This is a genomic window from Psychrobacter proteolyticus, from assembly GCF_039762275.1.
GTDB lineage: Bacteria > Pseudomonadota > Gammaproteobacteria > Pseudomonadales > Moraxellaceae > Psychrobacter > Psychrobacter proteolyticus_C.
In genome coordinates this window covers 49284-66475 of the sequence record NZ_JBDLOB010000005.1, presented here as the reverse complement: position 1 = coordinate 66475, position 17192 = coordinate 49284, and the positions used below count along the sequence as shown (strand labels likewise).

Sequence of the window (17192 nt, the reverse complement as noted above, 5' to 3'; positions counted from 1 at the left end):
CAACCATTCAATCAATTCACTCTTATAAGCCAAACCTCTTCAGGCACCGATCAAATAGTATTAACTTAAGCTATAAAGCCCTAGTGGTGTGTTTAATGTATGAGTACGCTTTGATATCGAGAAGAATTCGAGTCATATATATCTCTATAAATATACTAGGCATTAGCCCTAATGCTCTATCTAAGAAATGGTTAGATATTAGTAACCCTTTACGCTATGGCATAAGATATTTTCATCCATTCGTTACTCACTACGACAGGTTCCTGTCTAAATAGCAACTACGAAGAAGAGCCTAGAAATTTTTATCGCGTAATAACCAGACTAAATTCTGCTTATTAGAAGCATTATCTTATTCACAAAGTATAATTTTACAGCGTATTTTTCCATGGAAGGGAATTTAAACTATGAGTATTTTTGCAATTTTTTTGTCTTTATCACTCTTGATATATTTTGCTTATAGAGGGGTTAGCGTATTAGTTTTAGCGCCCTTACTCGCTATCTTAGCTGTTGTTTTAAATGGTGATAGCAGTCAAACCATGGGGATTTATACTGAAGTATTTATGCAGGGACTTGGTGGCTTTGCTGTGAAATATTTCCCGCTATTTATCTTAGGTGCTATCTTTGGCAAGTTGATGGAAGACTCTGGTTATGCCTATAGCATCGCACGCAATATAGTGGATAAACTGGGAGACAAACATGCTTTGTTAGCCGTAGTCTTAGCATGTTCAATCTTGACTTATGGAGGTGTATCAGCCTTTGTCGTTACTTTCGCAATATATCCCATTGCTGCCGCCTTATTTAAGCAGACGAACATACCTAAAAGACTGATACCTGGAGCCATCTGTATTGGTGCCCTAACCTTAACCATGACGGCATTGCCAGGTTCACCTGCCATTCATAATGTTATACCGATGCCTTATTTTGAGACCGATGCATTTGCAGCTCCTGGTTTAGGCATTATTGCCTCGATAGTCATGCTAGGCGGAGGTATGTTGTGGATGAATCGCCAAACGCGTATTGCAAGTGCAAATAATGAAGGTTATGGAAATCATACGTTAAATGAAAAAGAGCCTCATTCAGGTATCGACATACCCAATTTTTGGCTCGCATTATCGCCTATTCTCATTGTAATAATAGGCAACTATGCTTTTTCAAAAATTATAATACCGTTATGGAACAACAGTTACTTAGCTGACGAAAAATTTGGTGGCGTAGCCTTGAGCTCAGTTATTGGTATATGGGCCATTATTTTATCGTTGTTTTTAGCTTGTATATTTGTGATTGCTTCGAGTTTCAAAAGAATAGATAGTGTGGCAGAAAGTTTAAACAAAGGTGCTACCGGATCTTTACTGCCTATTTTTAATACAGCTTCAGAAGTAGGCTATGGCTCCGTGATTGCAACGCTTGCAGGTTTCGCTATTATCAAACAGTCTCTTATGGGAATTGCGCCTGGAAACCCTCTCATATCAGAAGCCATTATGATTAATGTTCTGGCAGGTATTACAGGATCAGCTTCCGGTGGTTTGGGTATAGCATTAGAAATCATGGGTGCAAGCTATATGCAATTGGCAGAACAATATAATATTGACCCCGAATTAATGCATCGTATTGCTTCTTTGGCTTCCGGCGGTTTGGATTCATTACCACATAATGGGGCAATAATAACAATGCTAACTATTTGTGGTTTGACTCATAGAGAGTCTTATAAAGATATATTTGCGACTGCTGTGGTCATTCCTTTAATTGCTCTTGTCCTAGTGATTATACTCGGCACTCTGTTTGGTTCTTTTTAAAAAGAAAGATCACTATCTACACTATGGAAGGGTTGATTACTACTGCAGTCTTAGTCTTGCATCATAAAAATTAAATAAAAATAGCGCCTGAATTGGGCGCTATTTTTATGAGTCCTTACTGGACTCATTAATCACATTTATAAATATTCACAGTTAGACACCAGAATCACTACCGCTTCATTGATTACTTTTCTTTTTATACTCTATAAGCATACATCACCATAAGGGCTCAATGATTGGTCCTGTATATAGTTTTGAGCAGATAACGGTTTCACTATTTTGATAGCATGCCCACCACAACCTCATCCAAAAATACTTTCCAATCTAAATTCACATCATTCTCAAAAACTGATTATCCAAATCCAAGATTAAAGTTAAATGTATAGCAAACCTCAATAAGGGCGAATACTCGTAATTGGAGACTTCAATGTTGCTATTTTTCTTTGAATTCTTTTTGCTGTTCGGGTTATGTATACCTAGACTAATAATATTATCTGGCTTATACGTTTCGAATTTTAAGTCAGAATAGCCTGATAGCTCTTTTTTAAATAGTGAAATTATCTCTTCATTACCTCTTACAAGCCAGTACTTATCTCCTATAAGTTCAGCCCCAAGCTTTATAAAATCTACTGCTGCATTCATATCTTTTATAGAGAAGTTGATACTAGGACGCGAAGTGCTCATTTTAGAAGCCGCCACCATAATAAACTGATTCCATTGTTCATTTTTTTGGTCTCTAACTGTAGTAGCGTTCGTAAAGAACTGACTTAAGATCTTCTGCTCACGACCACTCTTCAGTAATGATGGGGTTAACTTAATAGTATCTGTTTCAGCGAAAAACCGCTTTTGGCCTTTTGTTGATAGTATGTTATGGACATTCATAGCATTATCAAAATACTGCTGTGCATGTAATCTATTAATATCGTATTTTGCAGCTACGTTATCAACGTTTTTATCCTCTACCATATCTTCTAAAAACCCAATAATCCTTCGTAGACCATACCGCTGTAATAGCATGTTTCTACTATCATCTTGTGCATTCGCTACTACTGCATTATTAATATTTTCTTGGATAGCAAACTGCTTTGGACTTCTATAATCTTTATTCAATACTTGTCGATACAATAGTTTTCGTATCTTTTGCAGATCTATGTTATTGGTATCACCTTTATATCCATTCTCTTTTAATCGCTTTTTATCTATACCAGTAATATTTTTAAATGTGCTATAAGGCAATCGAATACTAGCTTGACTAAGACTATAAGACGCCATTAGCCATGCGGTATGATTGTAATATTCGAAACCTCTATCAGGTGATAAGTGTCCAAAAAGATGAGCGCAGCTATACCACAAATCTGAACCACAAGTATTTTCACCCAGTAATCCCTTTTTAATACGTTCAATATCCTCTTCATTGTAGTCAGTCATACTCATGACTAAGTCAGGATGACCTTGCATTACTAATGCTAGATTAGTCATCGCTGTATGCCTAAATCCATGAAACGTCATACCTATATGATCAGATCCCCCTATATCTTTATGCAATAGCTTGAGCAGCTTGATTGGAACATGGTCAGCAAGAGGTATATGTGAGGATGACAGTGTAAAAATAAAACGCTGATCATTCTTCGTCTTGTTAATAGTAATAAACTTAATAAACAATGCCAATTCAGATGGCTTTAACAGTGCAAATAGCGGTACCTCTCTGATGCTTTTGTCTGTTTTGATTGAACGATAATGATTTGGACGTATCATAACTGACGGTTTGTCACGCTGCATTCCCTCGATATCGGCATATTTAAGACCTAAGATCTCTTTTTTACGCATGCCAGTACGATACGCGATAGTGAATAAAATAGTGAGCATATCGGCTTCAACAATATCAATGCCAATACGCATTTGTTCTATAAGTGCTGAAAATAGTTGTGGAGAAAACCATTCAGAGCGAATTTTACGCTGCGATGACGTAAGAGGCACTTTAACCTTTGGGAATCCATATTCTACTTCAGCAAACTTATGTATTGCTTGTAGACGTTTTGCCGGGTAACTTAAATCTTTGACAGCCATATCATCAAGTATTTCATCATATAGCTCTTCGAAATATTCAGTTGTCCAACTCTCAAGCGGTTGGTCTTTGGTAAACGTTAGCCATTCATAACCTATAGCGGTTATATATTTGCTGATAGACTCATTATTAATTCCCTTTTTTTCTACAAGAGATAATACCCAACGTATTAATATTTTATAGCTCAAACTTGAAGAGTCATGCGATATTTTTAATAGTTCGTCGATTATGTTGCTTTGAGACTTGGACTTATTCTGATGCTCATACTTTTTGTGTAGTATATTTTTAAGCGCTTTAATAAGATCAAGCTCATCATCTGCCTGACGGCGAGAGGATTTCTTTTCATCTTCACCGTTGGAAGCAATGATTTCAAGATCCAAAAACTCTTTGTTCTCATATACTTTTTGAATAGGCTGGTACTTCTGATGAAGTAATCGTTCAAACGATTTTTTTGTGAGTCCAACGGTATCCTGCTTGCCTTTCATAACGGTTACTAATGCCTGATCTACATTCACATCAGGTAGCATCTCCCAAATATAACTGCTATTAGAGAGCATGAATGCCAACGTTGGTGTCTTGATACTCTGCTTAACTAGCAGTGGAGTTAAAGTAGTTTTTAATATACTTTCAATACTCGTTTCAGTCAGCGTTTCGTGTATCAGCTCATCAAGCGCTGATATCATCCTAGCTTTACTATGACAGTCATTTAACCTTATCAACCAACACCGTGTGACGGGGTCTAAAACAATTTGCTGATTGCAATACAAATTATCAGTAATATACTCGTTGCCATATTTTCTGTTCTTATAGTGCCCCTGACTAATAATATTAAAATTTATAAAAGGCTGGCGTTTTGTCGGTTCTCTAATAGTATTTATGTAGCTTACAAGCGTCTTTTTATCATTGATTCCTCCATATATCATTGCTGAAAATATTAGCCACCCTATAATCTGGGTTTCCGTATAGCAATCCGTATCTAGCCAATGGCGACCAACAACTGTCAAAATACTACTCACTTTCTTACCATTTTTGATCCAGTCAGATTCAATACTTAAGGTATTGACCTTAGCTTTAACTGCTTTTGGAGGCATTGGATATGCAGTCGTTTGGGTCTGAAAATTATTATTTTGGTAAGCGATAAATTCATTCAGCAGTGTATAGGCCTGTGTTAAAGGATATCCTTGATAGCAGTAGGTAGGGATACTCGACGTCATCTGACTATAAAACACTTCCAGATTTGTATTAGTTATTCGCTGGCCTTTAGTTATTGAACACATTTTGGCCTTATCGAACAAAGTATCCCAATTTTCTTGAAACATTAGTAGTAGGCTACGTTTGTTTAACTCTAAAGGTGTTAGCCGACTCTCTGAATCAATTAATTGATAACCTGTAGATAATTTGATGAAAAATTTATCAGTAATTCGTCCGTTTGGATTTATCCAAACGCTAGGTTCTGTGGTTTGAATATCAGACATGTTAATCAGCTCTCAGTTGTTTTAAGCGCTCTTCTACGATAGAGGCTAATGATTTTATGCCAATAGTTTGTGCAATAATTTCAAGAGTAGGACCTACTTTATGGATCTGCTGCTTAGAGATTGAAGAATACTTGTTCAACGCCTCTTGATCACGCTTTTCGTGGCCAATAATTGCATTGATCAGCGGTATTGGGGTGCTAAGTCTCTCTAGCTGAGTACGCACAAAATGCCGAACCCAATAGGGATCAATATCTAGCTCATGAGGCGTCGCTTTAGTAATATCTCCACGTTTAATAGGGTTTAACTGGTGCATAGACTCTAAAAGATTAATAACTGTTGATTCAACATTATCATCTAGCGTCTCGGTAATAAGATTAGATAACTCTCTATTTTCAATAAAGGTCACCCTAAAGGTTCGTAAAAAAATTTTGTAGTCTATTATTAGTTGTTTGGCACTTGCACATAGAGGTATTAATCGATCTGTCTTACTACTACGATTAGGCTTGTCATCTACGATCAACCAGCCCATTTCTTCATCTATTTGATTGACTGAACCTGGAATACCGTTATTAGCTCGAATACCTGTGGACAAACAAATGGCATACCATGTATAGATACTATATCGATTAAATAGCTCAAATGCTGTTTCACTGCCAGAAACCCATAACATTAAATCTAAGACTAGGTTTTTGACATGTTTAATGTTGAGCACCTGCATGCTACCTGTAGAGAAATGTGGTACTGGCTTGTCAAAGTAGCTAAGATTGTAAGTTGACCCTGCACTTAATGAGATCAAACAATCTTTATAAACAGAAACGATGTCATCGTTTGAATGGCTACTGTAATAAATTGCAGGTGCGATAGAGGCAGGTGTACGGCAAATTAAATCTGCATAATGCTCATTACCTGATGGTGTAAATCGGCGGATATACATATGTAATATTTTTGATATGCGAGTATCAGTAAGATAAACAATCTCCAGCTGACCTTTCATGGCTTTAATAAACTCTTTTACCTTCTCCATCGTTAGCTCTGACGCACTAACCTCTGCTAACTTGCAGGTCAAACCTATAGGTAGTGGTAGATAAATGAGATCTGACTTATTTTCAAAACAAGAAGTCTTAAGCTCTGCCCTATCACTTACGCCTAACCTATGCATAATAAATATCTGCTCGTTATCGTACTCAAGCAACGTACTTTTGCTAAAAAAATCAGGAATCAATAATGTTTTGATAGGTAAACCAGTGATCAGAGAAAATAGCAGGAGAGCTGCTACCGGTTGTTCGCTGTAGGTTACTAAATGATTAAACACTGCCTGACAGCTCATTTTTGAAAGATAGCGAACATTAGTAGCAAGCTCAAAATCATGCGCTGCCATGTAGGTTTGCTGTACCGATTCTTCATAGTTATGAAGTGGTGCGATACGTTTAGAGAGATCAGGCTGTGGATAGCTGAAAAAATAATCTGAATTATAAGCATCTACCAACTCTTCAACAGAAACACTTTCCTCAGAAAGAGATGGCTTTTCACAAAAAGGTATTAATTCTATTGGATTATTATCAATAGGATCAGACACGTTGTCAGTATTGAAAAATCCATGAAAATGAGGCTGCGCGTTAACAGGTATAGGTTCAGCTTTAATATTTTGCAAAGGTTTGTCTTTTATTTTGTCAGGTTTATCTGACTTAGAGTTGCTATTATCACTCGTCCCTACTTGCTCTTTGTCTTTTTTACTACTTCGTTTATGTTTTCTTTCAGGATAGTAGGCCCATTCTATTATCTGATGGATTTGCTCTATCTGACGCGCACGTTTCTTATAGTTGTTAGTATCGTTTTGTTCCCACCGTGCATTCGCTAATACTTCAGCACGCTCATTAAGGTCATCTATTAAGGCTTGTAAATATTGCGAGTCAAACTCTAGCCTTGAGAGTGGTAATATAGTTTGAAAAAAATCATGACTCCAAAACCACTGATAGTCTGCAGTTTGTGTATATCCATATATTTTAAATTTCTTTAATATGCTCTTGGCTTGTATTGGGTTTAGATGAATGTGTGATAACACACTAAGATAAATGGCGAACCCTAACCATTCTCTAATCAGCGCATAGTTAGTATTATAGTCAGTTAAATCTTCAAAATTATGTTTAATAAGGGCCAGTAACCAGTGAATATCTGCTCTCTTATGATTTCTTCTGGGTCTATCATAATTTGGAAGAGTAGAAACTAAAGCGTTGAAGTCTAAGCACTGATGAGTGTTCGAATGGTAATGATAAAAGATAGATTTAATCAGCTTGGGCTCATCTATGTTGTCGTACGAAATACCATGCGGTAGCAACTGCTGTATTCCAAAATCGATTTCAACTTCATTCATCGTACGACTCCTCTAAAGGAGTTTTTTTGTGCGAATTGTAGTAACCGGCTTCTGAGAGTCCAATTAAGTTGACAAATACCTTTGTCGTTAATTTCACACTGTTAAACAACCTTATACAATCATCCTCAGATAGCTGCCTCTTTAATTGCTGATAACAGTCAACTAAATTTAATACACCCTTATATCTGGTGATAAAAAATATTATCTCATTAAAAGCATAAGACTTAATTTGAGAGTCAGTTAACTTTTTACTAACGCTAAAATTTAATTCGGATTCATAGATACTGATATCTTGTATATCGGTAATTAGACAATAATTTAGAATAAAAAAATTGTCGTAGAATAAATATCCTCTACTACCTTGCTTTTCCACTTGAAAAACTTGCGAACACTGAATTCGAGTCCAAAACTCAATATCACTCTTTAACATGTAAGGTAAGATAAGGTGATTAAATATTTTATAGTAGCCAATATTAGCTTTATGAACACTCAGCTTTTTTTGCTTTATATCGTTTAAGTAAGTCTTTATCATAAATAGTTAAATCCAATCATACTTGCTGAAATCTTATATAAATCAATCTACTATCATCTACAGAAATTGCAAGCAATTATTGGAAAATATTAAGTAATTTCAGTTACTTATACCAGTATATACCAGGATATACCTATTTCATCTGAGCTTAGTTTCTACACTACATACTTTAAAAATAAATGATAACCATCCTGCCATAAGAGGGTTGGCGTAGCTAATAATATCGATAAACGCAAAAAGCTACGATTCATATAGAGTCGTAGCTTTTATATTAAATTATTTTTTAGAAAGAATAGATTGCCAAAAAACTGCTATAGTCAGTCCAATATTAAAAAGTTACAGTGGGACTGGGATGAATTTTTTATAGCCTCTGTCGGCATAGGCATAGCAAGCCAGAAAATTTATTAAATAATAGATTGGTAAGCTTTTACACTAGACAGTGGCAATTAACGTAAATACGTCCGTAGTAAATGTACCGTCTGCTTGTATATTAAAATAACTTTTCACTTCCTGACCAATATTCTGTTGTAGTTCGCGTATAGCAGTAACATAGAGATCTGGTGTACGCATACGGGTTATCCAGCTGTTAAATTCTAACTTGAGTTTATGAGTTTGTGTCTGACTGACATTAAAGCCTGATTGATAGAACATCTGTTGCCATTCGCTGCTTGAGTAGTCACGCACATGGCTATTATCACGTAATACCTCTATCGTCTGTAAAAAAGTATCACAGAGCGGACTTGCTGGTGCAATGATGTCTATCATCATTACCTTTCCATTAGGCTTACATACGCGGCGCATTTCGCGTAAAGCGAGGGGTACATCCTGCCAATGATGTGCAGAAAAACGGCTAATCACAACATCAAAATAATTATCAGCAAAAGGTAATGACTCTGCAATGCCTTTAACAGTTATAATATTATCCAAGTGTTTTTGTTTAGCTGAATCAGCGACAATTTTTAGCATATCCTCAGACAAATCGTAAGCGGTAACTTGTTGAGCAAAGGGTGCAGTATAAAAACTAATGTGCCCAGCACCACTACCTAAATCCAGTACGTAGGGACTGTCAAATTGTTGTACCAAATTTTCTGCCTCAATAAATTCCTGTCCAAAAGCGTGTACACTACTTTTTAGATACATTTCAGCTTGTGAACCAAATTGCTCATTTACCAAATGGTTATGAGTTTTAGACTCAACCTTTGGCTGCTTTTTGTTTGTGGTATTCATAATGCATTGCTCTTATAAGGTAGTTTATTTTAAAGAAAGTTAAAAAATTAGGTAGCACTCTATTAACTATGTAATAGGCATTAACTGCTAGAACAAACACTAATATACATGATACTATTTGGAATTAATAATGATGTATTAAGTTGTTATTTATAACTAATAGTTTTCAATAATTACTAGGTTTTAAGACAATTTGCTGATCATTTTGTTAGAACTATATAGCTAGAACCTAAAAAAATAAGGACAAAGCCTAGAGGCTGATACCTGCATATTGCACCGATAACTAATATAAGAAACTGGCTATATGTCACGATGTTCTACTATGTAATTTCCTAGACATTTTTAACTAGCACTTCGTAATTTTCTAGAACTCCGTGTAGTATCTTTATAACCATAGTGTCATCTTTCATCATTTGCCGTAATCTACTAGAGCTTTCCCAGTTGAAAGGCTCAAAATTGGCTTTAGCTGGCCACCAGCTAGAACTTCTAAAATACTTATTGTCGATATTTTTGTTTAGTAACTGATTTATTCTATCTTTGTTTTCATTTGCAAATCCAGAATTTCTAAACTCTGATGGTTAACTAATTTAGGACACCTGATAAAAGGCTTTGATTAAAGTAACGCCTTTCTTTTTCAGCTGGCGGTAAATAATTGTTGAAGCTATGAGGTCTCACTGTTTGGTAGTAACCCCAGATATAATCGCTAATAGCACTTGACGCTTCAGCTATATTCTCATAGCCCCTCTTTGGCATCCATTCTGTTTTAAAGCTTCTAAAGAAGCGCTCATTGGGTGCGTTATCCCAACAATTACCACGACGGCTCATACTTTATGTCATACTCTCACAGTCAGCTATCGCGTCAGCAAACTTCTCACTGGTGTAGTACGACCCTTCGTCAGAATAGAACAGCACACCGCTTGGTTTCAATCTAGTATGATACGCCATCTGTAGCGCTGATCTAGTTAAGAAAGTGTTGGGAGAGCTAGATGTACTTGAACTGGCTTACATGATTAGACAGAAACAGTTCAAGAACCCAAATCTTTCGGATAATCATCAATTTTTAGAACTTGTCGCATCATCACGTCTAAGGATTAGTGTTTTCAGGCTAAATTGAAACGTTGCGACACAACCTGAATGATCAACTTATTCATCACTCGAATAGCAGACCAAGAAGGCTTTCGTTTTAAACGTATCTTGATGAATAAATGTTTTCTTCTGGGGAGCTATATTTATACGGTGTATAGATCAGTAGATCAGGATAAAATTTCCACAAAACAAATAAGAACGATATGGTAGCCACACAGAACGGCAAAGTGAGTACAGGTAAACCGAGCGGCACCAAAACACTAGCCAGTCCCAAAGAAACCATTGCCGACCATATAGCGGCCGCTATCGAGATGAGTACAGATTTAATAGAGAATAAATGAACTACAGCACCGACAACAAGCGCTGTTAAAACGACATTATAACCTATGACACCACTAAGAATTAGTGCATTGTCGAAACCGACAAACAGTGCAATTAACACAAAAATTGCGGCGCCCAGCACTGCGCAGATAGCAGAAACCGGTGAGAAAATAACGGTAATGAAGAACAAAAGTATTGATGAATCAACACCCCCTACAAAAAATACCTGTCCAAATGTAATAAAAGTGGCTTCAATTATCTCAGTGGGGCTAATATGGTCGCCATCATTAAAATGCAATGAACCACCCTTTATAAAATCTGGATATAACATCAACAGCAGAACTATCAGAAAAAATACTGAAAAATTATATGGTAGTGTAAAAAAAGGAAGTCTGGTTTTATTTGAAAACCAGAAACCCAGTCGTTTGATGATTACAATATTAAAATACGATAATAAACAAACAAGCATGATGAAAACAATATAGTAGTACCTTTCTTCCGAAAAATTTACAGCTAAAGCGGATAACGCAAAACCAATCAGTGCGCCTCCAAATCCATATATGCCATTTCTAATGTCAGTTATCGAAAAACCAGATCTTATAGCCAGAAAAGTTGTCATACAACAACCAATTAACCCCATAACCCCCAAGTATGGATAATGCACAGTTATAACAATTATTATTAATAATCCAGAGACAGGATTATTAATAAAAATAACCTGACTAATACCTCTTAATACACTATTGAAAAAGTCTAGTCCTCCCAGCGGAATAAGCCTGTCATTAAGCCAAGCCATAGAGCCACTAAATAACAAAAAATAGGAAAGCCATATTTTCAAAGCATACAAAATTGCATGCTTAATATTTTTCATCACACAACACCCAAATCAGGCTGTAACTAAGTCAGCTATCAGTAAGAGGAACACCTTAGGAATAAATCTTGCCCTTATGCTCATCAGAGTATCAAATTTACAGCCTCTCTTGGATGCGCCATACGGACCTCATACTCAGGTATATGAGCAATTGATGGCACTTCTTTTTTAAGACATGTACTCTTTTGAATATCAATAACAACTAATTCCGCACGACCTTCAACCAAGTCAAATTTTGCAGGGCTTGTATTTATTTTTCCTTTAAGATAATTTTTATCGATAACGACCTTGTCTGGCCAACCATTATTTTCTATCGTTTTTCAAAACAACGGGTAGCGGGATCTTCATTGCAGTGTTCTGATAACATAAAGTCTAAAGTAGCACCGAACTTATCGATGGCTCGATAGTAGTAATACCATGATCCTTTGACTTTGATATATGTTTCATCAATTCTCCAAGAAAATTAGATATTATCCAATAATCAGGTAAACTTTGCGACACAACCTAGAATTTAGCTGATATGAAAGAACAGAATCGAGCCTGACTGGACGCTGTTCTTTTTTGTTCTGGTGCCTAGTCTAGTTCCTTTAGGGAAACTTGTTCCCATACTTCAATGGCTGCTGCTAAATCTTCTAGCGAGGTGCCAACAGATTTGAAAACCGTAATTTCAGCGTCATTAGCACGGCCTATTTTTTCCCCTCTAGTGAGTTCAAAAAGGTCAGCTTTTATGTCTGAGAAGGAGATAAAATTTTCATTGATAGCATTGATTATATCGCCAGCTTCGTTTTTAGCGCCTTCATATGTATCAACAAAAATACTGGCTCGAGCCATGGCGTTACCATCTGATTCGCGCATATCAGATCGAAATGAGCCTACAAGGTCTAAGTGTGTGCCGGGTTTCAACCATTCTCCTTTGATCAATGCTGTACTGGAGAATGTTGCACAACTAATAATATCAGCATGCTTAGAAGCCTCTTCTAACTCATCTACTAAGCGTATATTAAATTTGTTTTCGTAACGCTCTATTAGCTGTTTTGCCTCGTCTTTGTTATAGCCCCAAACTAGCACTTGTTCAAAGTCGAAGATGGACGAGTGTGCTTCGAGCAGCATTGAGGCCACTTTACCTGAACCCACAAGCAATAAGGTTTTTGCATTCTTACGAGCCAGCATTTTGGCAGCCAACGCAGAAGCTGCAGCAGTGCGCCTTCTAGTTAATTCATTGCCATCGATGCAAGCTAAAGGTGAACCATGTTGACCCTCACTCAATAGATAAACACCGGATATCGCAGGGAGGTTATGGGCGGTATTTTGAGGAAACACATTAATGACTTTAACGCCTATGTAACCATGATTTTCCCATGCGGGCATGATTAACATTGTTGCTTCGCCGTCTGGTCTCATCATTTCATGATGATGCCTTTTAGGGGAAGTCACACCCTCAATAAAAGTTCGGCGTAGCCGTTCTATCATTGTCGGCCAAGTTAACGCTGAAGCAACTTGTTCTGCAGAAATCATTTTCATAATTACACCTTAGGTTTAGGTAGAGCTGCTGTAAACATCATTTCCACTTTCCAATTTGGATTAGCCAATTTGGATTCGACGCAGGCTCTAGCTGGCTGGCGGTCTTCTACTACCCATGCGTCCCATACTTCGTTTAGTTGATCGAAGTAACTCAAATCAGAAAGCCAAATTTGAACCGATAGAATGTGTTCTTTAGAGGAGCCAACATCGGCTAATAAAGACTCAATGTTAGCTAATATCTGTTGTGTTTGAGTCTTTGCGTCCGCGCAGTAGTCATCAGCTACTTGTCCTGCTCCATATACAGTGTTTTCATGGATTACCAATTCACTCATACGTGAATTGCTTTTATGGTAGCGAATGGTCATTTTATTCTCCAAGGTAGTGTGGTGAGTCGTTATTTATATTCGTCAAACGCATCAAGTGTTTCTTGCAATGTACGACGTGCACCAGATTGTAGATACTCCATGGCATTCAGAGCAGAGTCATGAGCTTCTGTGCCTGAACCAGCAACACAATCTTCAATAACACGGCAGAAATAATCAGATTGATGGCCATCCACAAAGGTGTAATGAACGCAAACATCGGTTAAGCCGCCACAAAGTAAGAGAGTGTCTACTTTTAACCCTTTAAGTAAAATTTCAAAATCGGTACCAAAAAATGCGGAGTAACGACGCTTTTTAATAAGATAGTCATCTTCTCTGAAGCCGGTGATTTCTACTGCAATTTCAGTGTTAGGGTTGCCTTCGATGCAATGTACACTTTCGCTACCATCTAATTCTCGACCAAAATCTACTAGGTTTGGACGATGTACTTCCTGTATGAAAATGACAGGAATGCCGTGCTCTCTAGCTTTATCTATGGCAAGCCTCGACTTGGCTAATCTCTCTGTATAGTTAGGCATATGAGGAATAGCTCGGATATCTTGTGGAATAAAAGCGCCGGCTTGGATATCAATAACGATTAGAGCTGGTCGGCCTTCGATAAGTTTCTTTTTTTGAGAGTTTGAATTCGTCATAAAATAGTCTCTTCAATTTGAATGTTTATTGTTTGTTTCATTGGATACTGAAACTAATTCTGATTGTTTTGTTTAATTTTTAAAATATTAACTTTTTTATATTTATATTTTAAAAATGTATTGTTTTTGGAATGGCCACCAAGCTATTTTTCTTACAACGTGGCAGCAGTAAATAAAGTTTCATTGAAAGTGTTTTTCATTAGGCGTGCTTATATTATGAGATTGCCCATGATAGTCATAATAGGGAGCGCAATCATCAACCTCAGAACCCAAATTACGAAGAGTCGCCAAACGTTAAGTCCAATTTGGGCTTTCATCATTATGAGGGCCACTTCTGATAAGAAAATAATAGAGTTAACAGTAACGCCAGCAATAACAAATCGCGTTAATTCACTTTCAATGCTAGAACCTATAATAACGGGCATTAACAAATCGATGAAACCTGACATAATGGCGATGGCAGCGGCATCCGCTTCAGGCAGTTGTAGCAATTCTAAAATTGGTACAAGAGGGATCGAAATGTATGACATTATATTGGTGTATTCTATTAAGGAGAGCCCTAGAACACCGACAATCATCATGGAAGGGTATACCGTAATCGCGAGATCGGTTGCCGTATAGACACCATCAGAAATCTGTTTTGATATTGGATCGGCACTTTTAGCACGTAGAAGAGCTCGACGGAATGCCCAGCCAAATAGGGACTCTCCCTCTTCTTGAACGTTGTCAATATTTGGGCGCTTGACTCCCTCCATATATTCGCTTGGAATATTACGAAGAGGTGGTAATCGAGGAATGATTAAAGCACAGCATATGCCAGCCAAAACCACAGAAAAGTACCAAGGAATAAAGAAATCTTCCATTTTTACAAACTTCAACACCACGTAAGAGAAGCCTACAGATACGACCGAAAAGCTTGTCATAATGGCGGCGGCTTCACGTTTTGTGTAATGGCCACCTCGGTATTGTTGAGTAGTCAAAATGACACCTAAGCTGGTAGCAGATAACCATGATGCCATGCTGTCGATGGCAGCGTTGCCAGGCAAACCAAATGCTTTACTGAAGGTTTTATTTAATAGGGTACCTACGAATTCCATTAAACCAAATTCAGTTAAAAGTGGTAACAAGATAGCACTCACAAAATACAGTGCCAGTAGTATTGGTGCGACTTCGTTTAAAAGTACGCCACCTGTGTATTCGTTCCAAATCCATTCTGGTCCTACTTTGAAATACACTAGGACCATTGTGATAGCCCCTAGAATTCGAACAATAGACCAAATCAAACCTGGTTTAAATATGTTTACGATTCGATTAGTGCTGTTTGGCCATAAGTTGAAAAGAGTGATTATTAAGCTAATGACAGAGGGGATGACAGCAACAATAAGAGATATGGCCAGCATATATGGCGATATCATATCATTTAAAGCATCGATTAATACCGCGATAGGGACAGTGAATCTATCTTCAAGTTTAATGGGTAGCATAAAAAGCATAGCCCCAATTAAAGAGGGTATTATGAATTTCAATACTTCTTGAGTGCTAAACTTCTCTACTTTTTTGTTCATTGATAACTCTCATTTATATTTTTTGTTAGGAATTCTATTTTCGATAGTTGCCTTCCTTGCCTTCCTTGCCTTCCTTGCCTTCCTTGCCTTCCTTGCCTTCTCTACTCGATCTATTATTCACAATTACAATACAATGTAGAATATTGTTTTTTTTATATATCCATAAGTAAAAAATAGTGTGTTTTCAGGAACGCTTAGCTTTTAAAAAAGTTGGGAATTCTTTAAACATATTAACGTTGGGAATTCTTTAAACATATTAACTCTGTGCTTAAAATTTCAACCAACTATCATTTTCACTGGAAAGTGGTAAACTTTGTCGTACCTTTCTATAAGACGACGCAATCGAAAGTGATTCTCAGAACAAAAATATAATTTAATGAGTTGGGAGTGTTATGTTAAGACATTTATACGATGTGGATATAAAGCTACTTAGAGTATTTTATGCTATTTATGAATATGGTGGTTTTACTCAGGCTCAACTGGCTTTAGGGATTAGTCAGGCCAACATTAGTGCAAAAATGTCTAAGCTAGAAGGACGATTGGGCGCAAGGCTTTGCGAGCGAGGCGCTTCTGGTTTTAAGCTCACAGAGGATGGAGAGACTATTATTGCTGCTTCCGAACAGTTGTTTTCTGCACTGGATGAATTTCAGAATGTTTCATCCAGCTTGGGCGGGGAACTAACGGGGACTCTTAATCTAGGTATCATTGACAATGCTATCAGTAACTCTAACTCTCATGTGGATGTTGCCATTGCAAACTTTATAGAATCTGCCCCATCCGTGCATATTAATATCACAATTGGCGATCCTTCCGAGCTAGAATCTAAATTATTGGATGGTAGCTTACACGTTGGGATAGGCCTGTTTAACCAACTAAATATATCCTTGGAATATAAGAAACTATACTCTTCACAACATGCTCTTTTTTGTGGCTCGAAGCATGATTTTTTTAACCTAGATGATAGTGAAATCACCGATCTGGAAATTGCCAATTCTAGGTGCATTGATAGAGGGTATTTGGAATCCATTAAAGGGTTAAAATTGGACCTTAATCTACATACAGAGAAATCTAACTCCCATTATAATATTGAAGGATTGGCGCTATTAGTGTTGTCTGGTCAATATATTGCGAACCTCCCAGTACACTTTGCTTACCCTTGGATTCGTTCAGGAAAAATGCGAATTTTGAAGCCTGAAAGCACCATGGCGAGTGCTGATATACTGGCCGTCTATAAAGCTGGAAAATCTTCGTCTAAAGTGATAGAGCATTTTATTTCTGAACTGGAACTTAGTCATTCTTTATAGTGAGCTATGCGGAAGAAGCCGTAGAGATAAACTTGGTAAACTAACG

Annotated in this window: 10 protein-coding genes and 2 pseudogenes; 2 read left to right on the top strand and 10 right to left on the bottom strand. The window is 37.1% G+C overall.

Annotated features, from left to right (window positions below; genetic code table 11):
* The first annotated feature begins 404 nt into the window (after window positions 1–404).
* Entirely contained in the window at window positions 405–1793 is a 1389-nt protein-coding gene (locus ABFV72_RS09180; protein ID WP_347163335.1) for a GntP family permease, read from the top strand.
* 330 nt (window positions 1794–2123) lie between these two features.
* Here ABFV72_RS09180 and ABFV72_RS09175 read toward each other — a convergent pair whose 3' ends face one another.
* The 10 genes and pseudogenes from ABFV72_RS09175 to ABFV72_RS09130 form a co-directional block, all read right to left on the bottom strand.
* Entirely contained in the window at window positions 2124–5333 is a 3210-nt protein-coding gene (locus ABFV72_RS09175; protein ID WP_347163334.1) for a site-specific integrase, read from the bottom strand.
* Window position 5334: 1 nt separating this feature from the next.
* The gene (locus ABFV72_RS09170) at window positions 5335–7704 is read right to left on the bottom strand and encodes a hypothetical protein (protein ID WP_347163333.1); all 2370 of its coding nucleotides are present in this window, start codon (window positions 7702–7704) and stop codon (window positions 5335–5337) included.
* Window positions 7705–8668: 964 nt separating this feature from the next.
* A complete protein-coding gene (locus tag ABFV72_RS09165; RefSeq protein WP_347163331.1) occupies window positions 8669–9463 on the bottom strand; it encodes a class I SAM-dependent methyltransferase in 795 nt (264 codons plus the stop codon).
* Window positions 9464–10045: 582 nt separating this feature from the next.
* A pseudogene (locus ABFV72_RS09160) lies at window positions 10046–10291 on the bottom strand (integrase core domain-containing protein); the annotation flags it as partial.
* A gap of 355 nt (window positions 10292–10646) precedes the next feature.
* Window positions 10647–11741, bottom strand: coding sequence for an urea transporter (locus ABFV72_RS09155; RefSeq protein WP_347163328.1), 1095 nt, complete (start codon window positions 11739–11741; stop codon window positions 10647–10649).
* Between the two features lie 269 nt (window positions 11742–12010).
* Window positions 12011–12201, bottom strand: a pseudogene (locus ABFV72_RS13115) (DDE-type integrase/transposase/recombinase); the annotation flags it as partial.
* A gap of 113 nt (window positions 12202–12314) precedes the next feature.
* Entirely contained in the window at window positions 12315–13262 is a 948-nt protein-coding gene (locus ABFV72_RS09145; RefSeq protein WP_347163327.1) for an ornithine cyclodeaminase family protein, read from the bottom strand.
* A 2-nt stretch (window positions 13263–13264) separates the two neighbouring features.
* A complete protein-coding gene (locus ABFV72_RS09140; RefSeq protein WP_347163325.1) occupies window positions 13265–13627 on the bottom strand; it encodes a RidA family protein in 363 nt (120 codons plus the stop codon).
* A gap of 29 nt (window positions 13628–13656) precedes the next feature.
* Window positions 13657–14277 carry a cysteine hydrolase gene (locus tag ABFV72_RS09135; RefSeq protein ID WP_347163324.1) on the bottom strand — a complete coding sequence of 207 codons (621 nt, stop codon included), beginning with the start codon at window positions 14275–14277 and terminating at the stop codon, window positions 13657–13659.
* Window positions 14278–14486: 209 nt separating this feature from the next.
* The gene (locus ABFV72_RS09130) at window positions 14487–15842 is read right to left on the bottom strand and encodes a YjiH family protein (protein WP_347163323.1); all 1356 of its coding nucleotides are present in this window, start codon (window positions 15840–15842) and stop codon (window positions 14487–14489) included.
* A gap of 392 nt (window positions 15843–16234) precedes the next feature.
* Between ABFV72_RS09130 and ABFV72_RS09125 the strand changes: the two genes are divergently transcribed.
* Window positions 16235–17146 carry a LysR family transcriptional regulator gene (locus tag ABFV72_RS09125; protein WP_347163321.1) on the top strand — a complete coding sequence of 304 codons (912 nt, stop codon included), beginning with the start codon at window positions 16235–16237 and terminating at the stop codon, window positions 17144–17146.
* Window positions 17147–17192: the final 46 nt, after the last annotated feature.

Coding starts and splice junctions, on each gene's coding strand:
- ABFV72_RS09155 (WP_347163328.1), bottom strand. CDS start 11,741: ATGAAAAATATTAAGCATGCAATTTTGTATGCTTTGAAAATATGGCTT.
- ABFV72_RS09165 (WP_347163331.1), bottom strand. CDS start 9,463: ATGAATACCACAAACAAAAAGCAGCCAAAGGTTGAGTCTAAAACTCAT.
- ABFV72_RS09135 (WP_347163324.1), bottom strand. CDS start 14,277: ATGACGAATTCAAACTCTCAAAAAAAGAAACTTATCGAAGGCCGACCA.
- ABFV72_RS09130 (WP_347163323.1), bottom strand. CDS start 15,842: ATGAACAAAAAAGTAGAGAAGTTTAGCACTCAAGAAGTATTGAAATTC.
- ABFV72_RS09140 (WP_347163325.1), bottom strand. CDS start 13,627: ATGACCATTCGCTACCATAAAAGCAATTCACGTATGAGTGAATTGGTA.
- ABFV72_RS09175 (WP_347163334.1), bottom strand. CDS start 5,333: ATGTCTGATATTCAAACCACAGAACCTAGCGTTTGGATAAATCCAAAC.
- ABFV72_RS09170 (WP_347163333.1), bottom strand. CDS start 7,704: ATGAATGAAGTTGAAATCGATTTTGGAATACAGCAGTTGCTACCGCAT.
- ABFV72_RS09180 (WP_347163335.1), top strand. CDS start 405: ATGAGTATTTTTGCAATTTTTTTGTCTTTATCACTCTTGATATATTTT.
- ABFV72_RS09145 (WP_347163327.1), bottom strand. CDS start 13,262: ATGAAAATGATTTCTGCAGAACAAGTTGCTTCAGCGTTAACTTGGCCG.
- ABFV72_RS09125 (WP_347163321.1), top strand. CDS start 16,235: ATGTTAAGACATTTATACGATGTGGATATAAAGCTACTTAGAGTATTT.